Annotated in this window: 25 protein-coding genes and 1 tRNA gene; 15 read left to right on the top strand and 11 right to left on the bottom strand. The window is 55.8% G+C overall.

The window, feature by feature from the left end:
- Genes QSK43_RS18760 through QSK43_RS18770 form a run of 3 tightly spaced genes read left to right on the top strand, consistent with a single transcriptional unit; the run spans position 1 to position 4,067 of the window.
- A complete protein-coding gene (locus QSK43_RS18760; protein ID WP_332304704.1) occupies positions 1-843 on the top strand; it encodes a hypothetical protein in 843 nt (280 codons plus the stop codon).
- A gap of 12 nt (positions 844-855) precedes the next feature.
- Positions 856-1,941, top strand: coding sequence for a hypothetical protein (locus tag QSK43_RS18765; RefSeq protein ID WP_332304705.1), 1,086 nt, complete (start codon positions 856-858; stop codon positions 1,939-1,941).
- A complete protein-coding gene (locus QSK43_RS18770; RefSeq protein WP_332304706.1) occupies positions 1,941-4,067 on the top strand; it encodes a hypothetical protein in 2,127 nt (708 codons plus the stop codon). Before QSK43_RS18765 ends, QSK43_RS18770 begins: the two co-directional genes overlap by 1 nt.
- Here the strand turns inward: QSK43_RS18770 and QSK43_RS18775 are convergent.
- Complete coding sequence (locus tag QSK43_RS18775) at positions 4,038-4,316, bottom strand: hypothetical protein (RefSeq protein ID WP_332304707.1); 279 nt, start codon at positions 4,314-4,316, stop codon at positions 4,038-4,040. The genes QSK43_RS18770 and QSK43_RS18775 overlap by 30 nt on opposite strands.
- A 55-nt stretch (positions 4,317-4,371) precedes the next feature.
- Positions 4,372-4,575 (bottom strand): hypothetical protein, encoded by a 204-nt coding sequence (locus QSK43_RS18780; RefSeq protein WP_332304708.1) that lies wholly within the window; start codon positions 4,573-4,575, stop codon positions 4,372-4,374.
- Between the two features lie 91 nt (positions 4,576-4,666).
- Here QSK43_RS18780 and QSK43_RS18785 point away from each other — a divergent pair, with 91 nt between their 5' ends.
- Genes QSK43_RS18785 through QSK43_RS18795 form a run of 3 tightly spaced genes read left to right on the top strand, consistent with a single transcriptional unit; the run spans position 4,667 to position 7,380 of the window.
- Positions 4,667-5,857: a glycoside hydrolase family 24 protein gene (locus QSK43_RS18785; RefSeq protein ID WP_332304709.1), complete on the top strand. Its 1,191-nt coding sequence runs from the start codon at positions 4,667-4,669 to the stop codon at positions 5,855-5,857.
- Positions 5,858-5,869: 12 nt separating this feature from the next.
- Positions 5,870-7,015, top strand: a complete 1,146-nt coding sequence (locus QSK43_RS18790) for a hypothetical protein (RefSeq protein ID WP_332304710.1) — start codon at positions 5,870-5,872, stop codon at positions 7,013-7,015.
- Positions 7,016-7,017: 2 nt separating this feature from the next.
- Positions 7,018-7,380: a hypothetical protein gene (locus QSK43_RS18795; protein ID WP_332304711.1), complete on the top strand. Its 363-nt coding sequence runs from the start codon at positions 7,018-7,020 to the stop codon at positions 7,378-7,380.
- A 10-nt stretch (positions 7,381-7,390) separates the two neighbouring features.
- On the opposite strand, the gene QSK43_RS18800 is transcribed toward QSK43_RS18795, so the two are convergent.
- On the bottom strand, positions 7,391-8,188 hold the full coding sequence (locus QSK43_RS18800; RefSeq protein WP_332304712.1) for a hypothetical protein: 798 nt from the start codon (positions 8,186-8,188) through the stop codon (positions 7,391-7,393).
- Positions 8,189-8,492: 304 nt separating this feature from the next.
- On the opposite strand from QSK43_RS18800, the gene QSK43_RS18805 reads away from it, so the two are divergent.
- The 4 genes from QSK43_RS18805 to QSK43_RS18820 all read left to right on the top strand — a co-directional run bounded on the left by QSK43_RS18805 (position 8,493) and on the right by QSK43_RS18820 (position 11,539).
- Positions 8,493-9,176: a lysozyme gene (locus QSK43_RS18805; RefSeq protein WP_332304713.1), complete on the top strand. Its 684-nt coding sequence runs from the start codon at positions 8,493-8,495 to the stop codon at positions 9,174-9,176.
- A complete protein-coding gene (locus QSK43_RS18810; protein WP_332304714.1) occupies positions 9,176-9,487 on the top strand; it encodes a hypothetical protein in 312 nt (103 codons plus the stop codon). The genes QSK43_RS18805 and QSK43_RS18810 overlap by 1 nt, the downstream gene beginning before the upstream one ends.
- A gap of 123 nt (positions 9,488-9,610) precedes the next feature.
- Positions 9,611-10,024, top strand: a complete 414-nt coding sequence (locus QSK43_RS18815) for a hypothetical protein (protein ID WP_332304715.1) — start codon at positions 9,611-9,613, stop codon at positions 10,022-10,024.
- 1,005 nt (positions 10,025-11,029) lie between these two features.
- Positions 11,030-11,539, top strand: coding sequence for a hypothetical protein (locus QSK43_RS18820; RefSeq protein WP_332304716.1), 510 nt, complete (start codon positions 11,030-11,032; stop codon positions 11,537-11,539).
- A 189-nt stretch (positions 11,540-11,728) separates the two neighbouring features.
- Here the strand turns inward: QSK43_RS18820 and QSK43_RS18825 are convergent, their stop codons facing one another.
- The 5 genes from QSK43_RS18825 to QSK43_RS18845 all read right to left on the bottom strand — a co-directional run bounded on the left by QSK43_RS18825 (position 11,729) and on the right by QSK43_RS18845 (position 14,093).
- Positions 11,729-12,586 carry a DUF3800 domain-containing protein gene (locus QSK43_RS18825; protein WP_332304717.1) on the bottom strand — a complete coding sequence of 286 codons (858 nt, stop codon included), beginning with the start codon at positions 12,584-12,586 and terminating at the stop codon, positions 11,729-11,731.
- A 44-nt stretch (positions 12,587-12,630) separates the two neighbouring features.
- A complete protein-coding gene (locus tag QSK43_RS18830) occupies positions 12,631-13,053 on the bottom strand; it encodes a hypothetical protein (protein WP_332304718.1) in 423 nt (140 codons plus the stop codon).
- 83 nt (positions 13,054-13,136) lie between these two features.
- The gene (locus QSK43_RS18835; RefSeq protein ID WP_332304719.1) at positions 13,137-13,364 is read right to left on the bottom strand and encodes a hypothetical protein; all 228 of its coding nucleotides are present in this window, start codon (positions 13,362-13,364) and stop codon (positions 13,137-13,139) included.
- A gap of 31 nt (positions 13,365-13,395) precedes the next feature.
- A complete protein-coding gene (locus QSK43_RS18840; RefSeq protein ID WP_332304720.1) occupies positions 13,396-13,722 on the bottom strand; it encodes a hypothetical protein in 327 nt (108 codons plus the stop codon).
- On the bottom strand, positions 13,719-14,093 hold the full coding sequence (locus QSK43_RS18845) for a hypothetical protein (RefSeq protein ID WP_332304721.1): 375 nt from the start codon (positions 14,091-14,093) through the stop codon (positions 13,719-13,721). The genes QSK43_RS18840 and QSK43_RS18845 overlap by 4 nt, the downstream gene beginning before the upstream one ends.
- Positions 14,094-14,551: 458 nt before the next feature.
- Between QSK43_RS18845 and QSK43_RS18850 the strand changes: the two genes are divergently transcribed.
- Positions 14,552-14,806 carry a hypothetical protein gene (locus tag QSK43_RS18850; protein ID WP_332304722.1) on the top strand — a complete coding sequence of 85 codons (255 nt, stop codon included), beginning with the start codon at positions 14,552-14,554 and terminating at the stop codon, positions 14,804-14,806.
- Between the two features lie 395 nt (positions 14,807-15,201).
- Here the strand turns inward: QSK43_RS18850 and QSK43_RS18855 are convergent, their stop codons facing one another.
- The 3 genes from QSK43_RS18855 to QSK43_RS18865 form a co-directional block, all read right to left on the bottom strand.
- Positions 15,202-16,443 carry a hypothetical protein gene (locus QSK43_RS18855; protein ID WP_332304723.1) on the bottom strand — a complete coding sequence of 414 codons (1,242 nt, stop codon included), beginning with the start codon at positions 16,441-16,443 and terminating at the stop codon, positions 15,202-15,204.
- A gap of 195 nt (positions 16,444-16,638) precedes the next feature.
- A complete protein-coding gene (locus QSK43_RS18860; protein WP_332304724.1) occupies positions 16,639-16,818 on the bottom strand; it encodes a hypothetical protein in 180 nt (59 codons plus the stop codon).
- A 619-nt stretch (positions 16,819-17,437) separates the two neighbouring features.
- Positions 17,438-17,512: transfer RNA gene (locus QSK43_RS18865), tRNA-Gly, on the bottom strand.
- 256 nt (positions 17,513-17,768) lie between these two features.
- Here QSK43_RS18865 and QSK43_RS18870 point away from each other — a divergent pair.
- The 4 genes from QSK43_RS18870 to QSK43_RS18885 all read left to right on the top strand — a co-directional run bounded on the left by QSK43_RS18870 (position 17,769) and on the right by QSK43_RS18885 (position 20,238).
- A complete protein-coding gene (locus QSK43_RS18870; RefSeq protein WP_332304725.1) occupies positions 17,769-18,278 on the top strand; it encodes a prolyl-tRNA synthetase associated domain-containing protein in 510 nt (169 codons plus the stop codon).
- A gap of 53 nt (positions 18,279-18,331) precedes the next feature.
- Positions 18,332-19,300 (top strand): thioredoxin, encoded by a 969-nt coding sequence (gene trxA, locus QSK43_RS18875; RefSeq protein ID WP_045023272.1) that lies wholly within the window; start codon positions 18,332-18,334, stop codon positions 19,298-19,300.
- 68 nt (positions 19,301-19,368) lie between these two features.
- Positions 19,369-20,040, top strand: coding sequence for an LON peptidase substrate-binding domain-containing protein (locus tag QSK43_RS18880; protein WP_045023274.1), 672 nt, complete (start codon positions 19,369-19,371; stop codon positions 20,038-20,040).
- 9 nt (positions 20,041-20,049) lie between these two features.
- Positions 20,050-20,238, top strand: coding sequence for a Trm112 family protein (locus QSK43_RS18885; protein ID WP_045023275.1), 189 nt, complete (start codon positions 20,050-20,052; stop codon positions 20,236-20,238).
- The last annotated feature ends 19 nt before the right edge of the window (positions 20,239-20,257 follow it).

Raw genomic sequence — 20,257 nt, forward strand, 5'->3', positions numbered from 1 at the left:
ATGACCGGTGGCGGAAAACAGACGACCACGCAGTCTTCCTCTCCGTGGGAAGGCGCGCAGCCAGCACTGAAACAGGCAGTCGGCGGCGCAACGGACCTTTACAATTCCGGTCTTGGAACGGAGATTTACAAAGGATCGACCGTCACTCCATGGTCTTCGCAGACACAGCAGGCCATGGGGAACATCGAGCGCAACGCGAACACCAATACGGGTGGAGCGGGCCTTACCGGACAATACCAGGGCGTCATCAACACGGGCGGCTTTAATACGCCCCAGCTTGACGCAATGGGCAATACGCGCGCTCTGGCAAACTCGACCTATGCGGTTTCCCCTGAACTTCAGAAGGTGCTTGATGCTCAGGCTTCCAAAGTAGGCGATGCCGTCAATCTCAATGCTTCGGCGGCCGGTCGTTATGGTTCTGGCGCAAACCAGAGCCTGCTCGCGAAAAATGTAGGCGATCTGACAAACAGCACGATTTTCAGCGACTACAGCAACTGGCAGGGCCGCCGCGATGCCGCAAACACCAACCTGTTTAACATGGGGCAGCAGGGGTTTGGCAATCTCGGTGCGGCCTACACCGGCATGAATGCGCCCAATCAGGATTTGATGAACGTCGGTGCCATGAATGAGGATTTGGCAACCCGCAACAAGAACGACGAACTGCGCATCTTCAACGAGTGGCAGAGCAAGCCATGGGAGCAACTCGGGCGCCTCAATGCGATTGCTTCTGGCGCGGGGGCAATGGGCGGAACGCAAACGACGACCCAGCCGGGGCAGAATCCATTCCTCACGGCGGCAGGTTACGGCATGTCTGGTCTCGGCCTTCTCGGCGGCCTGTTTTAAGGGATAAACCACATGGCACTCTTCGATAATTTCGGCGCCAATCTTTTCCCCAGCATCCAGCGCAACAGCGATGCACTTCTTCAGTCCGGGCTTGGCCTTTTGGCAGGGAAGACAGGGAATGAGCAAGCAGCTCTCGGGCTGAAAGGCTTTTCCGATGCTCGCAAGCTGAACAAGACGGTTGAATTCCTGAAAAGCGCCAATCCTGAACTTGCGCAGGCTGTTGAAGCTGGATCGCTCGGCGCTGGTGATGCCTACAAGCTCTACTATCAGCAGAAACTTGAGGCTCAGAAGCCGAAGAACAACTTCATGGCGGTTGGCAAGAACCTGTACGACACAACGAATGGACAGTGGGTTTCGCCGCCGGCTGGTGTCGGTGGCGCCGATGATTCTGAATATGGATTGGCGCCGGTCTATGGCACGGATGCGCAGGGACGCACTGTGCTTGGCCAGCTTTCAAAGAACGGCACATTCCAGCAGACGAAATTGCCCGATGGCTTCACTCCGACGCCCGGAACCAGCACCAGCGATTTAGGGACGACCGTCGTAACCCGAAACAGCCGAACCGGCCGCATCATCGACACGCAGGAAAAAGACCTTGCCGGCGCCGAGCGAGACAAAGCCGTTGGCAAAAGCCAGGGTGATGCAGCGGCCACCTACAAAAGCATGGTCAGCAAGATGCCGGGCCTTGAGGGCGTCATTGGAAGGTTGGAAGGTCTTGCCGATGAGGCGACTTATACGCTTGCGGGCCGTGGCCTGGATTGGGGTCGCAGTCAGATCGGCATGGAGCCTCGTGACGCTGCTGTGGGGCGGGCGCAGTACAATGCCATGGTGGATAACCAGATCCTGCCGCTGCTGAAGGATACCTTTGGTGCGCAGTTCACGCAGAAGGAAGGCGAGACCCTGCGCGCGACCCTTGGCGATGACGGCAAGTCCCCGGCCGAAAAGAAGGCCGTTCTTCGGGCATTCATCGAGCAGAAACGGCGAGATGTGGAGGCGCTTGCCCTTCAGGGTCTTGATGATCCGGGCAACACCGCCGCCCCGGCGACACCGCGCGGCAGCCGCACCTCTGGCGGCGTTCAATGGAGCGTGGAACCCTAATGGCAACACTGAACATCAATGGCCGCAAGGTTAAAGTGGACGATTCGTTTCTGTCGCTCTCCCCGGAACAGCAGAACGCCGCGGTTGACGAAATCGCCGCCACCCTTGGCAAGGCACCAGCACCGGAACCTGCCAACGGCACGCCAAAGGCTGCCCGCAATGAGCCTGCACGGCCAAAGGATGCGCGCGACAGTTTCCTTGGCAAAGCCGACACGTTCGTGCGCGGCGCTGCCGACACGCTGTCTCTGGGTCTCGCTGATGAAATCGCGGCACAGGCAAAATCCGGCCCTCTGACGGTGCAGAAGCCCAGCGACGATTATTACAATCGCGGTATCTATGCCGGTTCACTCAATCCACTTGGCGCTCTTGCCCGGACGCTGAATGCACCGTTCGCATCCGAGACGAAGAACGCCGACTATGATCGGGCGCTGGCCGAACAACGGGCCATCGACAAATCGGATTCGGATAACCGTGGTGGCTACCGCATCGCGGGCCAGATTGCCGGTGGTGTCGGTCAGGGCGTGGGCTTGGCAAAGCAGGGGCTTTCGCTTGCGGGGAACGCAGTCAATCGTGGTGCGGGGCTTGCAAGGGTGGCCGGTGCGTCAGCCGCTGACGGCGCAATTCTCGGCACAGCACAAGGGTTCGGCAGTGGCGAGGGCCTGCAAGATCGGTTGACCAAGGCTGGAACGGGCTTCGCTCTCGGCGCCGGTATCGGTTTGGGTGCGCCTGTAGCCATTGCTGGCGTCTCTAAAGTCGCCAAGGGTGCCGTCGCTCCGTTGTTCGCGCCCTTCATGCCTGAGCCATACGCTCGTGAAGCAATTGCACAGTCTCTGCGCCGATCCGGCAAGACGCCGGAACAGATCGCCCGCATCATGCGCGTTGCTGCCGGTGAAGGTCAGCCAATGTACAACGTGGCCGATGCCATGGGCTACACGGGCGAACGTCTGATGTCCACCGCGGCACGCAACCCGAGCGAGGCACGACAGTCGATTGTGGAAACGCTCAGGAACCGGCAGGGTGGTCAGGGAGAGCGATTGGCGCAGTTTATGGCCGAAGGGCTGGAAGCGGGCGATACCGCCGCCCAGCGCGCCGCCACGCTTACGGCTGATCGGCAGAAGACAGCGAACGCGCTTTACAACTCAGCCCGCAAGGACGCTGGCCCGGTCAACGTCACTCCTGTTGTCGAGGCGATTGATGAAACTCTGTCACCTGGCGTCAACAGCCTTCTGAGCCCGCGTGACAAAATCGCAAACGACAGCATTGAGGGAGCTCTGCAGCGTGTCCGCAGTCTCCTGACCGACGGACGTTCGAACGTGACGGATTTCAACGTCCTGTTCCGCACCAAGCTCGATCTTGACGACATGATCCAGCGGGCTGAAGGACAGGGAGCCGGCAACCGTGCGCATTACCTGTCCCGCGTGCAGAACCTGATTGATGACGCTTTGGCCGACGCATCGCCGTCCTACACGCAGGCTCGGGACACGTTCGCACGGGATTCCCGTCGCATCGACGCAGTGGATACCGGGAAAGCCGCATTCCGCCCGTCGAGTCGGGCAGACGACAATATCGCGGGCTTCTCCCGCATGACGCCGGAAGAGAAGGCCTCATTCCGGGCGGGCTATGCCGATCCGGCGATTGCGCGTTTGGAGGCCGCATCCCTGTCTCCGACGACGAACAAGGCGCGGATTCTGCAATCTCCCAAGATCAGAGATGAACTGCAGGCGTTCGCGGTGCCGGACAATGCGCAGGTGCTTGGACGCAGGGTCGGTCGTGAGCAGAGGATGTTCGACACGGCTGCCGCTGCACTCGGGGGGTCCAAAACTGCCGACAATCTGGCGGACGCAGCGGATATGGCCAAGCTCGACCCAAGCGTAATGTCTAACCTGTTCCATGGAAACTATGTCGGCGCGTTGACAACGGCACTAGCCAAGGCTCTGACGACGGCAAAGGGAACGCCGCCGAAGGTGATCGAGAACATCGCCAAAACGCTGCTGGAAACCAACCCAGAGGCCGCTATGCGCATCCTTTCGCAGAGCACGCAGAAGCTTGCGGCGTCCGATCAGCTACGCGGGCGTATTTCTCAAGGAATTGTCAGTTCAGGAGCGGCCGGCGCCGGGCGGCTTTGATTTCCACCAGTCGGGAACCTTGTTGCCGGTGATGTCGATCGCCCAGGCGGTCAAAACTCCGCCGAGGCCAACGCCGAGCGAGATCGAAACCCAATCAACCTCGCGCGTTGAGACGAACAGAACGAATCCTGCGGCCATTACAGGAAGCACGATTTTCCACGGTCCGGGTCCGCGGTCGATTTTCGGTTCATGTGGGTCGTGGTCGATGTTCATGATGTCAGAATGGCTCAGGTGTCCATCTTTGTCCATAACCGGACCTAGTCCCGCCTCCGTACTCACAGGGAGTAAGAAGGCGGTTCACTAGTCAGAGGTGATAGCCTGGATTTGTAACAGCGTTCATAGCTTCGGCGTACGTCTTGAGGATCCATTCGCGATCGGCAGCTGAGTAGCCGTTGTTATTGTGACCGACCAAACTCTTCTTTTCGCAATCAGCAATATGGTGAAAGAGCTTGTAAGCGATTTGTTCAGCCGAATTTTCGCCAATGTGTACCGTGGCTTTGTCAGACATAAATACCCCCTTTGGTTGCGGTATCACCATTAAATCATTTCTAGGAAGAGTCGAGGCGGTTCACTGAGCCGCCTTTTTCTATGGAGCGGTCATGCAGCTTAGAGACAAGCGAGACCTTTACGAGCGACTACTTGACGAGCCTAACGTTCAGCGCGCACTCGGCACAATCCGGGCCGCGGAAGGCACGGCGAGGTTTACCAACCCGTATTCCGTTGGGTTCGGCGGTCGACCGGTGCAAAGCTTGGCGCAGCACCCGAACGTGTCAGCGTCGTTCAGGGACAATTCCGGCAAGCGCGGCAAGACGACGGCGGCCGGCGCTTATCAGTTCCTTGGTGGCACATGGGGAGACATTAGCAAGTCGCTTGGCCTTCCGGACTTCAGCAAGAAAAGCCAGGACATCGCTGCTGTTGGCCTTCTGGATCGAGCCGGCGCGCTCGGCCATGTCATGTCCGGCAACCTCAAGGGGTTCGTGAACTCCGCAAAAGACACATGGGCTTCCTTTCCGGGGTCTCCGTATAACCAGCCGACGAAATCCATGTCCTTCATGCAAGAGGCATGGGGTGCGCCTGTCGCAAGCGCCTTCGCCGAGATCCGCAACGTTCCAACGCCCACGGCTCGCCCTGAGCCAACCTACACTGCTCCACTATCGTCCGTTCAACGCGCCCCCTTGCAAGAGGTCTCCATGTCACCCTTCGATGCCAGCCGCTTCGGCCCGGCCACATCATCCCCTGTGTTTGACGCCACGCGCTTCGGCACACCAGATCCCGTAGCGCAGGGTAAAGCGGCGTTGCAGCGCGGGCTGCTCGATCAGCAGCTTTCCGTTGGCATCCTGCCAAACATTCCGCCGGCCGTCGAAGAGGTTCCGGCCTACGTTGACCCCAGGGTTTCGGCTCAGCCGTCTGTCGCCATCTCCCAACCGAACCCGGCCATGTCGATTTCCCAGATGGCCACTGGCTCCGTTGCCGCACCCCAGATTTCTGCCCGGCAACAGCAGATCGCAGACCAGACGACAAGGGACATGCGCAATCGCGGGATTCTCGGAACTCTCGGCGGCGCTGTTCTCGGTGGTGCGCTGCTTGGCCCGGTCGGCGGCCTCCTTGGCGGCTATCTCGGCAAGACCTTCTCGAACACTGGCTATCACCCCGCCGCGCCTGAGCGCCTCAATCCGAACGGGGTCGATGACAGGAGCTACGGGGGTCTGAATGACTACGGACAGAACGCTTACAACGAAAGCAAGGATTTCCGTGACGCCGTGGACAGCAAATCCCCAGGCCTTTGGTAAGGAGAGCCGCCTATGGCAAAGAATTCGGTCCTCGACTACAGCAACATTCCCGACAACAACACCGATATGGGAGGTATCGGCATTCAAGGAACGTCGGCGGTCAACAACTTTGACAATGCCTTTCGCACCTTCATGTCGCAGATCGCCAAATGGACAGACGGCAGCACCATTGCGTCCGGTACGACGACGGACCTGTCGACTGTTGAAGGCATGTACGTGTCCATTACTGGCGCCAGCACTATTACCTCGTTTGGAACCGCGAAAGCCGGGTGGATAAAATTCGTCCGTTTCACGGGCGCCGCAACCATCACGTATAACGCAACGTCGATGATCCTGCCCGGTGGCGCGCCCATCACGGCGGCTGCTGGAGATACCGCTGCGTTTGTATCTGAAGGATCGGGGAATTGGCGGTGCCTGTTTTACACGCCTGCCACGGCAATGTCGGTCACCGGGTATATTTCCCCTGGCTTCAACCTTGCCTATAACACCTCAGACCAGATTACCTTCCCTGCGGGCTCGGTTGCTGCCGGTGGAGCAAACCCTGTTCTGATGGTTCACCCTTCCGGCACGGTCTCGCTCGGAACAGCCTTTGGCACGGGCAGCGGCGGAAGATTTGATTCCGCGGTGTCAGACGGAACATGGCATTGCTACATCATCAGCAACGGCACACTGGTATCGCGCGGCTTTTCACAGTCGCTTAACCCGACGACACAGCCGAACTATCCGGCCGGGTTCCCGTTCTACCGTCGCGTTGGTTCGATCATCCGAAGCGGTGGGGCTATCCGGTCATTTGTACAGCGGGAAGATCATTTCGACTACACAACCGCACCGACGGAAAGAAGCAGCACTGCCGCGCAGGTCGCAACTCTCCTGGCGCTCGGTGTGCCATTCGGGATCGTCACCCAGCCCAAGCTCGCGTCTCAGCAGCAACAGGCAGTCGCCGGGAATGCTCAGACATTTTTCGGATCAGCCGGCGGCTCGACCTCGCCATACGTCATTACCACCGCAGCGGGCGATACTGATTCCGCGGTCATTCCTGGCGGCGTCTTTACGGACACCTCAAGTCGGATACACTTTGCGGTCGAAATCTTCAGCGGCTCATTGTCTTTGAACTCGCTCATCACCTTGGGCTGGATCGACACACGAGGGAGAGCATAGCCATGGGCTTTTACGTTCAACGTGACAAAGCAGGTATCATCATCGGGCTGTATGCAAGCTTTCAGGAAGGTTTTGCCGAAGCGTTTCTGGAGGAAGACAATGCCGAAATCGTCGCTTTCCTCAACCCTCCTGAATTACCAGTCGTGATCAAACTTTGGCCAACGGACCTTTGGCGACGAATGAGTGATGCAGAGGTTATAGCTGTCGAAAATATCATGGGATCGCAGACCGCTCGCATCCAGCGCATCTTCAACGCGGCTACCGAATATCGCAGCGATGATGAGCTTTGGTCGCTGCTCTTGCAGATTGCAACAACTCTCTTTGGCGAAGATCGAGCCGCCGAGATTTTGGCTCCTTCAGCTTAGCTCGATCTCTTCATTTTTGGGAGGGTAATCGAGATCCACGCTTCGGACGATCAACATTTTTACCGTCGGCTGCGGTGTTTTGTTCGCCGTTAAACTGCGCGGTCATAGCATCGAGTGACGCTTCAAGTGCTCTTTGAATGGCGGGCGCTTTATCGGATAGCCTGTCATAGAGGCTCCAAGTAGCGTCTACTCCGCCAGCCAAAAAAAACAGAATGCCGCATCCGGCCCAAGCATAGGTACCCCATTTGACAATGACATCTCTGAAAGTCGGGTGAATGGCGGCTGCTTCTTGCGCAGCCTCTTCGATCGAAATTTTGCCGAATGCCGCCTTTGAACCAATTTCTGCCAGCTGCCTGATCATGACACGCGTTATTTCTGGTGCACGTAGTACCTTGATCGTATCCAGCGAAAGGTCAAATACCCCTCTACTAAGTTCTGCTTTTTCGTTGCCGCACGACGGGCATTCTTCGGTGTTTCCCCAACAGAAGAAATACGGACCAGCAAAAACGTAATTACGGGACGGAAAGATAGTTTGGCACACACTACAGTAGCATGGGAGAGGGGGCGCAATTAGTGCTCTCCAGCCTGATGATGTTGTGTCTTCCGCCTTTCTGTGAGGAAATCGGAGCTTTGGATCGTCAAGGACTTTATTGTTTACAATTCTTCCGGTCGATCCATCCGCGATATTGAAAGGCTTTGAAACATTGGTGAAGGTATTGTCGCTCGCATCAATATCAACGGGACCAATAGTAGTTATACCGTTTGCCCCACCCGAAAAAGTGTTGCCGCTTATCACAACTTTAGCCATTTTCGCCTCCCTTTGAGACACAATGCGGCGATTCTTTGTAAAAAAATAGCCGGGACATCAGTGATGCCTGTCTCTGCTTACTTGCTTAACGAAAGAAAGGGGCCGATTTGTTTATGGGAATCGGAAGAGCCTCAGATGATCCCTGATCCTCCGCCGGTGAAGCGGCGGTTGCCGGAGAGGTTGCGTGACGCAGCCAAAGCCCTGTTTGGGTAAATGACCAAAACTTGACGACACAAAGGCTCGCTTCGGCGCGCCTTTTTTATTGCCGTTCAACCGGCCCCATAACCACAATCAGGAGAACACCATGGCACGACGCATCAACGCGGCGGGGCTTTCGCACATCATGCAGTGGGAAGGCAAACGGCTTGTGGCATATCAGGACGTAGCAGGCATATGGACTATTGGCTTTGGCCATACCACGGCGGCCGGTATCCCGCGTGTACGGGAAGGCATGCGCATCAACGACAAGGAAGCCGAAGATATCCTGCGTGCTGATCTTCGCAAGTTCGAGGATCGCGTTGAAAGGCTCGTCAGAGTCCCGCTGACCGATAACCAGCATGCCGTCCTTGTTTCCTTCGACTTCAATACCGGGAAACTCGACAAGTCCACGCTCCTGAAAAAGCTGAACGCAGGCGACTACGACGCCGTGCCGGCCGAACTCATGAAGTGGGTGAACGCTGGCGGCAAGCGCGTTCAGGGCCTTGTCAACCGCCGCGCCGCCGAAGCTGGACTTTGGGCCAAGGGCGAGTTTGTTTCCAGCAATACCGTCGAAGCCGTTCGCGCGGTTCCCAAGAAGGACGTGGCCGTTATCGGCGGCACTGGTCTTGCCGGCGCCAGCGCTGCGATCGGTCCCGCAATCCCCGATGTGGTGGATGCGGTCTCCAGCCAGCGTGACGAGCTTACAAGCGGGCAGTGGGCGCGCGTGGTCGTTGCTGTTCTGATCCTGACCCTCACGCTCTGGGGCATTTGGCAGAAGGTCAAGTCCTGATGTGGGCGCTCATCCCCGGATGGATCAAAATCGCTGCAGTTGGCCTCCTCTGTGCCTCTGCGCTGGGAACAGCATCCTATCTGGCTGGCAAGCGCGTTCAGCGTGCCGAGATGGCCACAGAGACGCTGACAAAGACGATCGAGGTTCTTCAATCAAGGAACGAAACCAATGTGGAAATCACTTCTTCCGCTGCTGCTGATCTGTGCAGTCACTTCGGGCTGCCAGATGATGAACGCGTCGAATGTTTGCGCCGGGTGGCAGAAGCTGACGCCGACGCTCGAAAGCGCGGTCAAGATCACGATGGACGATAGGCAGTTTGCCAATCAGGTTGCGTCCCATAACTCACACGGCACGAAGCAAGGCTGCTGGTAGCCTTCTCTCTTATATTTACTCGCATGGCAGGGGCAGGTTACCGGATGGCGGAGAACACGAACATGCAGATAAGTCGCGCTCCGAAACTGGAATGGAACCTCAACACAATCATCCAGCTTTTTACCCTCGTCGGCATGATTGTCGGCGGGGTGGCTATCTGGATCGACAAGAGCCGGGACATTGAGGATTTGCAGGACTGGCGAACGAGCCACGAGCAATTCCACAAGGAGAGGCTGGTCGAGGTGAAGTCGATCGAGGCCAGAGCCGACGAGCGGATCAAGAACATCGAATCCGATGTGCGCCGGCTATCCGGAAAAGCTGACAATCTCGATTACCGGATGACCAGCAGCGAGCAGGCGGTCGGCGGGGTGGTGCAGACCGTGAAAGATGTTCAGCAGGCCGTATCGGCTCAGTCTGGCGATCTGCGGGAAATCAAGGTCATCGTGCAGCGGATGGAGAAGGGACAGAGGCCCTAGCGTGGACCTTACAGCTACCGATCTGTTTCGGCTTTGTGCCAGTCTTCAATCGCTTTGCAGAATATCGGAAGGAACGGATGTGAAATCGTAGGCTGGGTCTCCCCGTCAGGCGTGAACCATGGATGATCCTCTGCATCATGGTAATATGTGCCGAGAAATTCCCCATCCTTTGTTATGACAGACCCGTCGGGCAATAGGTTGATATTGAATTTTAGTTCCATGCTGACCCCGATCCACGTCCGCTGACTAGCGTGCAGTCTAGTTGACTTTGCACGCAAAAAGAAACCCGCCGACGTGGAAACCTCCGAGTGCTCGCCCTCTTCGTCTCTACGATCTAAAGCCGACCTCTTTGGCTCTTAACGCAATTGATGCAGCACTGAATATTTGAATGAATGACTCGATCACGACCGTGTAAATCGCGGGAATCACGATTATAATTACTGGGGTCCTCAGGGAGCGGGACGCTATGGTGCCGCATGTGCTACATGTTACATCTGAAAAAAATAAAAATCTAAACGACAGGAATATAAAGACCGTAACTACACAAAGTGTAAGAATATTACTTTTGGTAAATTTAGCCGGGATACGTTCCTTAAACCTTATAAATCTGGATAAAGTGATTAAAAGCAGCGCTATGGTGCCCACCAGGAGGATGATATTGGCGACAACAAAGAACGCCCCTTTTCCGGGTCCAACAGATTCAAAATCTCGATATCTTTCGCGCATAAAAGAAAAAATGCTGGGAATCTCGTTCGTTGGCCCAATCATATTAAGAGCGACTGTTGATATGTCGGTAACGTATATGACGAACAGCGCGGGCATAAAGAATATATTAAAGTAGTTTATCAACCTGAAAACTTTTTCGTCAAAATACTTTGAGGCCCCTCTCGGTAGGATTGGGCTTATCCACTTTTTCATGCGCGGACTTTCTTTCTCTGGATGAGATCCACTTACGTCTCTGTCCTGCGGCTGAGGCGGGAACTTGGACGACGAATTCGACACACATTGTCTAACTCGGCGTTGTCTGCAATTCAATCGGAGCGGGATTTTATTATTGCTTTACACGCCAAATATGCCAGTCTCCCTGAAGATTTAGGGATGTCAGTTCGAATGCGCCTCGCAAAGGCAATAGCCAAGATTTATTTGGGATACACGCTGTCAGCAATGTTGGCTGGCCTCCTGAGCGCGATTGCCTTGTACTTTGTCTCGAGTGATGCGGGACCGAGCTCATGGGAGTTTACGCAGATGACGCTCATGACGGCAGCTGTCATCCTCTTTTTCGCACTGCCCGTAGCGATACCGAGTGTTGTTGTCTTGATGACCCTGGGAAGGAAAAGCTATTTGGAGTATGCCGCCCTTGGTGGCGTCTGTCCTATCCTCACCTTGGCGTGGTTCAACGGGCACTATGAAATATGGGAACTCTTCTCATTAGCCGGTCTGGTCTTATTCTTGATCGGAGCGGTTTCAGCGTACCCGATATGGGCGACATGCACGGGCCGTTGGCGTATATTGTGAGCAAAAAGAAACCCGCCGGAGCGGGGGTTCTATCGTTCCCGTTAACAAAAGTTCATTTGCAATCGAGAGATAAAATTCCTATCTCTAGTTCGTGGACAAGCGCTAGAATCGCCCCAAGTTGCCGAAAGGTAGCAGCACTCTTCGCGGTGTGGGACAGGGGCCTAGGGGTCCACGCAGGGCCCTGGGAGACTAGGGCCTTTTCTTTTGGGCTATTATCCAGTCGATGAAAGTCTTTTGCTCACCATTTAATGGGCATTTAGAATAGGGCGGGATAATCGTAAGCCCGGAATTCAAAGCATTGCCTCTGAATTTCAGAAACCTTGATGAAATCTCCCTAGCATATCGATCTTCGCAGCGACCGTACCCATTAGGTTCAAGGGCTTTCCACACCGCACTAGTGAACAAGTCTGCTATTTGGAGGCCAGCCCTAACCTTGTGGTTTTCGACCGCAATGTCGTCGGGGTTGAGAACAGTCCAATCGACGGATCGGACCGGCTTCATCTTCTCTTTCCCATCCCGCATAAACGAAAGATACTCGCGCATCTGTTCGTAGTCGGTTCCTTTTCTTCGCGAAAATACGACCTTCAGTCGAGCCTGAGCGCCATCAGATGAAGCTCGCCTTTTGCACGCTGCTGTAATTCTTTCGAGCAGAAACCTTGTGAGATAGTTGTAGAGGTGCTGTTTTCGCTTGAAGACATCAATCTCTTCAGCGTCCAGTATCGTCTCTTTGCAGGATGATATGACGCATGCGCCAATAGGCTTTTGCGCTATGATAGATGAAGCGTGCACCCGCTGATCGTGGCTCAAGTCCCGGAAATGAAGGTCTCGTGCTTTCTTGTTTTTGAAGGCGCTCATTATTTCGTCACGCCAGGATGGGAGAAGCTTGTCGTTGCTTTCGTTAACGACGCATGCGCCGATAGAAAACCATTTTGATTGGGCGCTCGGCACATCATCCCGAAGCTTGCCGAATCCCTCATCCCCGGCTTCATCAACGTAAGCGACAAACCGATTAATTTTGTTGGGCTCGTTCACCCTAAATGTGCTCAATACCGCCCCCAGGCCCGATCACTGCTTCGTCACCTCGTCCCGTTTCATCCTCGGTCACTCGCTAGCCGGCCAATCACATCCACGCGGTCGCACGTCCCAGTGGCTGGTACGACGTCTAGTTTTTCGCCCACCGTATATTTATCATTAGGCCTACCAAGTCTCACCGTCTGCTTACAGGAATGCGTAATGCCCTTTTGCTGGCGCTCGAAGACAATCGTACCGAAAGTGAAGGTCTCGTAGTGCGGCTCAAAGAACAGGTCCGCGATGACACCACCGCGGCGGGACTGCTTGACTTTTTCATCCCACACTTCCTGAATTGTTGCGATGGAGTGGGGGAAATTACTGAAACGCCACGCCCGCAGGCCCATCACTAGAGCACCGACGATAGCAAAGCAGCACACCATCAATATAGGCCACGCAAACCTGAATGCGTCGAGCTTCGGATCGTTGTGCTGTCGATGTAGCATGGTGGTAAAGCTCGCGTCTCATCTGCAGTTCGAACTTTGAAATAACACGGCGTTACCTCACGAAATCTCCGTCTGCGGATTGGCTATCGCTTTGGCACGCCCGCGTAGCGAAACATAATGTCGTCGTAGAACTGCTTCCTGACCAGCACTTCGCGGTCAAAACATTTCGAATACAGCTCCTTCCCCTTCACGTCGCGGCAGGCGCGCTTTGCACCAACTTCGAACGACCTCTGCGCTTTCCATTCCTCTGCTGTTTGTGTCTGGCAGGCAGTCAGCGCAAAGGCTGAAATAGCAAGCAATAAGTACTTCATTGTTACCCCCGATGTGAGACGCGCGACGGCTTTATCTGCCCTGAATCACACGGATGAAGTTGGGACTTTTGTTCACGTAATCCCTATAGGTGATACGCTTGCTGGCTACACCGTTGACGGCCCGCGTACAAAACGTCTTTTGCACATTCGCTTTCGGGCCAAGGTTCATGATTCTTCGCACGTTGGCTGTTTCCTGCGCTGGTGCCTTGATCGTTTTCCCGTAGCATTCGTTGATGACGTGCTGTCTTGCAGCAGGACTACCGTTCATAACCTCTTGCACTCTGTTGTATTCCGTTTCGGAAACGCATCCCGACAGCATCAAAACGGGCACGAGCAAGGCGATTTTTTTGATTCTCATTTGGATGTTCCTTTTTGTCCCGGTTTGCTGTTCGCGGGCGCGTTGCAGCCCTTCGCCTTCATGTTTGCCTCAATCGCATTGACCTTGCCCTTGGCAACGGCGACTTGGCCTTCCTTGTCGCCACCGAACGTGCTCGACATCGGCACGCCGACGAGGAAGACGCCGACGGCATCACCGGTAGCGGCATCGTGCTGTTGCTTCGAAATGGCAGAAAGGGATGCTTGTTCTTTCAGATACTCGCGAGCCAGCGCCTGACAATCGAGATTGCTGTACGCCGCCATTGGCACGTCCACCGGGACAATTGCGTCTGGTCTTTTTGCGCATGACGAAACGGCCAGCCCGCAGGCCAGCAAAGGTAAAATATATCTCATGTAGTCCCCAAATCCCCTGACGACGTAATGCATCGCCAAGGTCAAGCTTCACTACAACCCGAAAAGAGAGTCAATAACTCCCGGCAACTTGTAATGAATATTTGTGCGTCTGACTGGGGCGCGCCGGAAGGCTCGTGAATCGGAAAAATGCCCCCGGCGGGAGGGTTGCAAGTCGTACCGTTCTTACAGGGCTGCAAGGAGGAACGGACGATGCGGAATGGCCGTCGGCCGACCGCCTGTTCTCAGACGTGTTGCCATGTTCTGATAGTCCGGCTCTTGCAGTTTCAACTGACTTCTGGAGATATCCTGCTTTTGGGAAACGCAGGGGCAATTGACACATGATGCGGAATCTTTGGCAGCTTATCACATACCACCGTCATCGATGTGAGCTATGGGCGCTTCGTTTTAGTCGGAGCCTATCAGCTTTCATCCGACCACCCCCCATCATGTTGATGACAATGGTTCTTTACATTTTGGCTTGCCTGCCGCTCGTCTCGGTGTACTTTCTGTTGTTAGGTCTAGGGGTTGGCGAGGCAGTCGCCGTCATGCTCATGAGCCTGCCCGCCATCGCCTTTTTGTTTGTGGTCGCACCTTGGTTTTTTCAATGGTTTTGGATCGGCCTGAGCATGCAGTTCGGAAGCTTCAAAAGCGCCGATGCAAAAGAGAAACAATTAGTGGCTTGGACCGAGGCATACGAGGGCCGTCGTTCTTGATCCCCATCGAGTAAGAGAAAAGAAACCCTCCGGCGGGGAGGGTTCTAATCGTGCCAACTAAAGGGCACTAGGAGCAATGGGCGGAGGGGGGGAAGTTCCGCCCGGCCTTAAAAACTCGCGACGAGAAAAACGGTTCCAAAAAAATCAGCCGTCGAGGCCTGTCTTGTGAACGTCTTTGATGGCTTCGTTCAGGCAGAGTGGCGCGAATACGATGATTGAGGTTGAGTTCCAGACCTAGACGAAAACCCGCCGGCAGCCTCGTACTACCAGCGGGTTCCGTTGAACATGTGGACGATTGTCCCGAAGTTCTCGATCTCCGTAACGGAGATGCAGATCAATTGCACCAATCAATGCGCATATTAAAATCTGCCACCTGCTTTCCTTGGGGACTTACACTAATCGTCCCAGTAGTTGACCTTCACTGGCGGATCACCTTCGGGATCGTGAAGCGGATCCGGATCTGCGAAAAGCTGCTTGGCGTCTAGAGATGTCTGAATTGCCTCGACGCGGGTTTGCTCCTCAAGCTGCATCAGCCGCTTTTGAGCCCACTCAAGCATGCGTCGGTAGTCCGCTGGGAGATCCTCGCAATATGGGATGGTGGATATTGTATCACGCAAATCGTCCGCTTCACGGCGCGCATCGGCAATGCCTTGCAAAAAGGTAAGGCGGTCGCCTTCACGCTTCGTACGCTGCTCTGCCATTTTCCTACGGGATGCCATATGCGCTCGACGCGCAGCCTCCTGACGATTTCGCTCTTCATTTTCCCTCGCGGCGACGTGGGCTATTCGGAAGTTCTCTACAATTTTGGTGAAATGGTCCTCGATCGTCTTCGTCTCGGTATCATACCACTCCGTTTTGATCCCCGCTCCTGGACCGTAAAAGTGTAGTCTCAATCTACCCACGTGCGCGTAAGTGAAGCTCTTCCAGCCGCTCCGAGATATCTCGACTTGTCGCTTTCTGGGAGCATCAATACTGAACCCCAAGATAGTCCCGTCTTTCGCGAAGCCCAAGCGACTGGTCGTACCACCGAAGGTAAAACCATAAGGCTCGAGCTCCACGCAAAGGCTGTTTAAGATTGCGCCAACTCGGGGCGCATCATTCGGTGTAACTTTTACGTTTTTCAGTGAAACGTACCCGTCTCGATCGATCTCGCGACCTCGGAGTTCAGCCAAGAAAGATTGGACTTCATATCTAAGCTTTCCGGTTTGCATTTTGACAGGCTCCTCGGCCTTGTCTGCGGATACGGGAGGGAAGTTTTGTGGGTTGGGCTGCACAAGAGGAATGTTTTCATCCACAAAAGGCTGTCGCAGGCGCTTATTTTCGACCTCGATTTCGCGCAAAGCCGTCTCAAGAATTTGCTCTAGATACGGGCTGCGGGTGCTCACCGGCCTAGCGCCTATATGCACCGTATGGAGAGCCTTATTCTCGACCGCTCGTAGGGGCGTCCGCTTGACGGGTTGCCCTGCGTCGATTTTTGCCCAATATCCCCTGGACGGCACTGGGACGAGATATCGCTGACAAGTCTTAGCCAACCCTCGATCTGACAGTCCGTACTTTTCCGCCAGCTTATGCATTGGCGTGGACCACACCAGTTCGTAGAGCTCCTCTCGGCTCATTGATCGCTTTGGTTCTTCCATGAGCACCTCCATCCTGAATGAGAGGCCATAAGGTACCCCTCAACCTCTGTACGCCATCCGGAAGTAGCCATTTTGACAATCCGCCACGTCGGAGATTGATGTATTGGGCGCGCGCACTCCGGATGGTTAGGCTCGATAGCCCTCTGGGCCACAATGTAAAAAGGCGTTGCGATTTCTCGCAAGACCATATCGTTGTCAATGGTTGTTCCGCGAACGCGCTTCGCCTTCATTCAGATCGTTCGCTGACGGCGGCGGGGTGACTGTCGGCAAATATTCATTGATCGCTTTTTTCAAAGCAATTTGCCATGTGCCCACATCAATAAGCTCGGCGGCTTGCTGTAGGTGATAAAGGTTGAGACGGTCTCCCGCTACCATTTTCATCCAGAATTAAAAAATGTGTTGGTGTGTTTTCGGCGTCTGTCGAAGGCTGCAAAGCGGCCTCGATCCTGGTGCCAACCGGTGGCGGTCGCCAAAAAAAGGGAAACCCGCCCGCTGTCAAATGCAGCCGACGGGTCTCAACCTTTACCCCCTCCCACAAGGGCGGCTGAACAAAAGCACATCAAATGAATTATGGCAAGATCATGGCGACCATATTGTTGCCGTGGACGGCTCGGTGCGCCAATTTAACGGCGGATGGCAGAGCGTGACCACTTCGGTATGCCGTTCATAGGGCGATCGGTAGGATACGAGGTTGTCGGTGCAGCGCATTTCCGCAGGATTTGCATCGGCGCGTGGCTGATAGTGCGTTTTGTGTCCTGGGACCTGGTCGTGACCATAAAGGATCGTGTCGGCGGCGAAAGACGCGATCGGCGTTGCGAGGATCGCGAATGCGGTAATAAGGGCGCTGCTTCTGAGATTTAAGGGCATGGGTTATTCCCCCGGCGTTGATCAACGCAGGAGAACGCCTTGCGGGTGAAAGCTGTTCCGAGGCAGGCCGCTTATTTTTCGCGGCAGCACTTGGTGACTTCTGTCAAAACTCTGTCTGTGGGAAACTTGGAGCGGGCGAAGGGATTTGAACCCTCGACCCCAACCTTGGCAAGGTTGTGCTCTACCCCTGAGCTACACCCGCTCAAATCCACCGGTCCGGGGTAGTACGCTGAACCGTGGGTCACCGCAGTGCGGCGACGGGCGCTATATCGCTCAATCGATTTTGGAATGCAACAGGGAAATGACAAAAACGCGAAAATTTCTTTGAGAAATGCGACAAGCGGCGGAAATGATTGGGAATTTTCGTCCCGTTCCTTTTTCTCGCGTTGCCAAGCTCCGGTTGCCGCCTTAATCATGAGGGAGAAGATATCGGAACAGGCTAAGGCAGGCAGCAGGATATGGCGGAAAATTCTCCGAAGACGGCAGCGGACTTGTTCGCGTTTCTGGACGGGCTCGGCATCGAGCATAAGACGAAACAACATGAGCCGGTCTACACCGTTGCCGAATCCCAGTCGCTGCGCGACCTCATTCCCGGCGGCCATACGAAGAACCTTTTTGTGAAGGACAAGAAGGATCAATATTTCGTTCTGACCGTTGAGGAAAATGCGGTCGTCGATCTAAAGAGCGTTCACAAGACGATTGGTGCGGCAAGTCGCGTCTCCTTCGGCAGACCGGAAAAAATGCTCGAATATCTGGGCGTCGTGCCGGGATCGGTCACGGTTTTCGGCGCCATCAACGACACCGATGGGCAGGTGACCTTCGTGCTGGACAGCGATCTTCTGGAAAACGAGCTGATCAACGGTCATCCGCTTTCCAACGATCAGACGACGACGATAGGAAACAAGGATCTCATTCGCTTTCTCGAGGCGACCGGCCACACGCCGCTTGTCTTGAAAGTCAGCGAGTGAGATACGATCTTTGCTTCAACTAAGATGTACGACAGAGATTACGGGAGACCGGCATGAGCGGCACGAACAATCCTTACGGCAGTTCCTATGGCGGACAGATGTCTGGCAACGCGCAATATAACGGGGACCTCAACGGTGCGTCCTCCGGCCACATCAAAGACACCACGACGGCGGCCTTCTCCAAGGATGTTCTTGAGGAATCTCGCCACCAGCCGGTTCTGGTGGATTTCTGGGCGCCGTGGTGCGGCCCCTGCAAACAGCTGACGCCGGTGCTCGAAAAGGCCGTGAACGAGGCGAATGGCCGCGTGAAGCTCGTGAAGCTGAACATCGACGATCACCCGTCTATTCCGGGCCAGCTCGGCATCCAGTCCATTCCCGCCATCGTCGCATTTGCGGATGGCAGGCCGGTGGACGGCTTCATGGGCGCCGTGCCGGAAAGTCAGATCAAGCAGTTCATCGACAAGATCGCCGGACCCGATGCGGGTGACCCGAAGGCTGAGATCGAAGCTGTTCTCGCCGAGGCGAAGCAGCTTCTGGCCGATGGCGATCATAATGGTGCGGCGCAGCTGTTCGGCGCCGTCATGCAGGCCGATCCGGAAAACCCAGCCGCGATCGCCGGTATCGCCGAATGCATGATTGCCGTCGGGCAATATGAACGGGCAAGCGAACTCCTCTCGTCCCTGCCGGCGGAAGTCGCCGAGGATGCGGGCATTCAGCTCGTCACGAAAAAGATCGCCCAATATGAGGAAGCCCGCAAGATCGGTGATCCGGTGGCGCTGGAACGTGATCTCGCGCTCGATCCCGATAATTACGAGGCGCGGGTGAAGCTTGCCAAGGTTCTGAACGCCCAGGGGCGACGCGACGAGGCGGCAGACCATCTGCTCTACGTCATGCGCAAGGACAGGACCTTCGATGATGACGGCGCGCGCCGCCAGCTTCTGGAATTTTTCGAAGCCTGGGGCTTCAAGGACCCGGCAAGTGTCGCGGGCCGCAGGAAGCTTTCGGCGATATTGTTTTCGTAATGCGGGCATATCCCGGCCATGGCGGTTGATCTGCCAGCCGGGCAGCAGTGAACAGGGGGCTTGATCCCATGCATGTCGGAAATGCGAGATATGTGAAGAACGACGATCTGCCGGAAACCGTGCCGGTATTTCCGTTGCCGGGCGCGCTGCTTTTGCCGGAAGGCCATCTTCCGCTCAATGTCTTCGAGCCGAGATATCTTGCGATGATCGACATGGCACTGGCGGGCCACCGGCTCATCGGCATGGTGCAGCCGGCCCTTCATGTCATGGAGGCGGGGCTTGAGGGCGGTCCTCTGAGTGCCGTCGGATGTCTCGGCCGCATTACTTCCTTTTCCGAAACGGGAGACGGGCGTTACGTCATCTCGCTTACCGGCGTCTGCCGCTTCCGCCTGCTGGAAGAGGTGGATGCGGCCAAGCCTTACCGCAGTTTCCGGCACGCACCCTTCCTCGCCGATCTTTCCGGCGAAATTGACGAGGATGCGGTGGATCGCGAGAACCTGCTGCGGGTGTTCCGCGCGTTTCTGGATGCCAACCAGCTCGAAGCGGATTGGGAAAGCGTAGAGAGGGCGGGCAATCGCGTTCTCGTCAACTCGCTTTCCATGATGTCTCCCTTCGGCCCGGCTGAAAAGCAGGCGTTGCTGGAGGCTCCCGACCTGAGGACGCGTGCCGAAACATTGATCGCCATCACCGAGATCGTTCTTGCCCAGGGGTCGGGCGAGGGCGGTACGGTTCTGCAATAGGATCGCGCCATGGACGACAGGATGAGCAATGCCGATCCCAAGCTGCTGGAGCTGCTGGTCTGCCCCTTGACGAAGGGGCGTCTTTCCTATGATCGCGCCCGCAACGAGCTGGTTTCCGAGAGCGGCAGGCTCGCTTACCCGATCCGCGACGGCGTGCCGATCATGCTGATTTCCGAAGCGCGCAAGATCGAAGACTAACCTTCCCCCCGCCATCAGC

This window comes from Rhizobium sp. GR12 (genome assembly GCF_036596185.1).
Lineage (GTDB): Bacteria > Pseudomonadota > Alphaproteobacteria > Rhizobiales > Rhizobiaceae > Agrobacterium > Agrobacterium nepotum.

Excerpts from the sequence above, each read along its gene's own strand:
- QSK43_RS18760 (WP_332304704.1), top strand. The coding sequence starts at position 1 with ATGACCGGTGGCGGAAAACAGACGACCACGCAGTCTTCCTCTCCGTGG.
- QSK43_RS18765 (WP_332304705.1), top strand. The coding sequence starts at position 856 with ATGGCACTCTTCGATAATTTCGGCGCCAATCTTTTCCCCAGCATCCAG.
- QSK43_RS18770 (WP_332304706.1), top strand. The coding sequence starts at position 1,941 with ATGGCAACACTGAACATCAATGGCCGCAAGGTTAAAGTGGACGATTCG.
- QSK43_RS18775 (WP_332304707.1), bottom strand. The coding sequence starts at position 4,316 with ATGGACAAAGATGGACACCTGAGCCATTCTGACATCATGAACATCGAC.
- QSK43_RS18780 (WP_332304708.1), bottom strand. The coding sequence starts at position 4,575 with ATGTCTGACAAAGCCACGGTACACATTGGCGAAAATTCGGCTGAACAA.
- QSK43_RS18785 (WP_332304709.1), top strand. The coding sequence starts at position 4,667 with ATGCAGCTTAGAGACAAGCGAGACCTTTACGAGCGACTACTTGACGAG.
- QSK43_RS18790 (WP_332304710.1), top strand. The coding sequence starts at position 5,870 with ATGGCAAAGAATTCGGTCCTCGACTACAGCAACATTCCCGACAACAAC.
- QSK43_RS18795 (WP_332304711.1), top strand. The coding sequence starts at position 7,018 with ATGGGCTTTTACGTTCAACGTGACAAAGCAGGTATCATCATCGGGCTG.
- QSK43_RS18800 (WP_332304712.1), bottom strand. The coding sequence starts at position 8,188 with ATGGCTAAAGTTGTGATAAGCGGCAACACTTTTTCGGGTGGGGCAAAC.
- QSK43_RS18805 (WP_332304713.1), top strand. The coding sequence starts at position 8,493 with ATGGCACGACGCATCAACGCGGCGGGGCTTTCGCACATCATGCAGTGG.
- QSK43_RS18810 (WP_332304714.1), top strand. The coding sequence starts at position 9,176 with ATGTGGGCGCTCATCCCCGGATGGATCAAAATCGCTGCAGTTGGCCTC.
- QSK43_RS18815 (WP_332304715.1), top strand. The coding sequence starts at position 9,611 with ATGCAGATAAGTCGCGCTCCGAAACTGGAATGGAACCTCAACACAATC.
- QSK43_RS18830 (WP_332304718.1), bottom strand. The coding sequence starts at position 13,053 with ATGCTACATCGACAGCACAACGATCCGAAGCTCGACGCATTCAGGTTT.
- QSK43_RS18835 (WP_332304719.1), bottom strand. The coding sequence starts at position 13,364 with ATGAAGTACTTATTGCTTGCTATTTCAGCCTTTGCGCTGACTGCCTGC.
- QSK43_RS18840 (WP_332304720.1), bottom strand. The coding sequence starts at position 13,722 with ATGAGAATCAAAAAAATCGCCTTGCTCGTGCCCGTTTTGATGCTGTCG.
- QSK43_RS18845 (WP_332304721.1), bottom strand. The coding sequence starts at position 14,093 with ATGAGATATATTTTACCTTTGCTGGCCTGCGGGCTGGCCGTTTCGTCA.
- QSK43_RS18850 (WP_332304722.1), top strand. The coding sequence starts at position 14,552 with ATGGTTCTTTACATTTTGGCTTGCCTGCCGCTCGTCTCGGTGTACTTT.
- QSK43_RS18855 (WP_332304723.1), bottom strand. The coding sequence starts at position 16,443 with ATGGAAGAACCAAAGCGATCAATGAGCCGAGAGGAGCTCTACGAACTG.
- QSK43_RS18860 (WP_332304724.1), bottom strand. The coding sequence starts at position 16,818 with ATGGTAGCGGGAGACCGTCTCAACCTTTATCACCTACAGCAAGCCGCC.
- QSK43_RS18870 (WP_332304725.1), top strand. The coding sequence starts at position 17,769 with ATGGCGGAAAATTCTCCGAAGACGGCAGCGGACTTGTTCGCGTTTCTG.
- trxA (WP_045023272.1), top strand. The coding sequence starts at position 18,332 with ATGAGCGGCACGAACAATCCTTACGGCAGTTCCTATGGCGGACAGATG.
- QSK43_RS18880 (WP_045023274.1), top strand. The coding sequence starts at position 19,369 with ATGCATGTCGGAAATGCGAGATATGTGAAGAACGACGATCTGCCGGAA.
- QSK43_RS18885 (WP_045023275.1), top strand. The coding sequence starts at position 20,050 with ATGGACGACAGGATGAGCAATGCCGATCCCAAGCTGCTGGAGCTGCTG.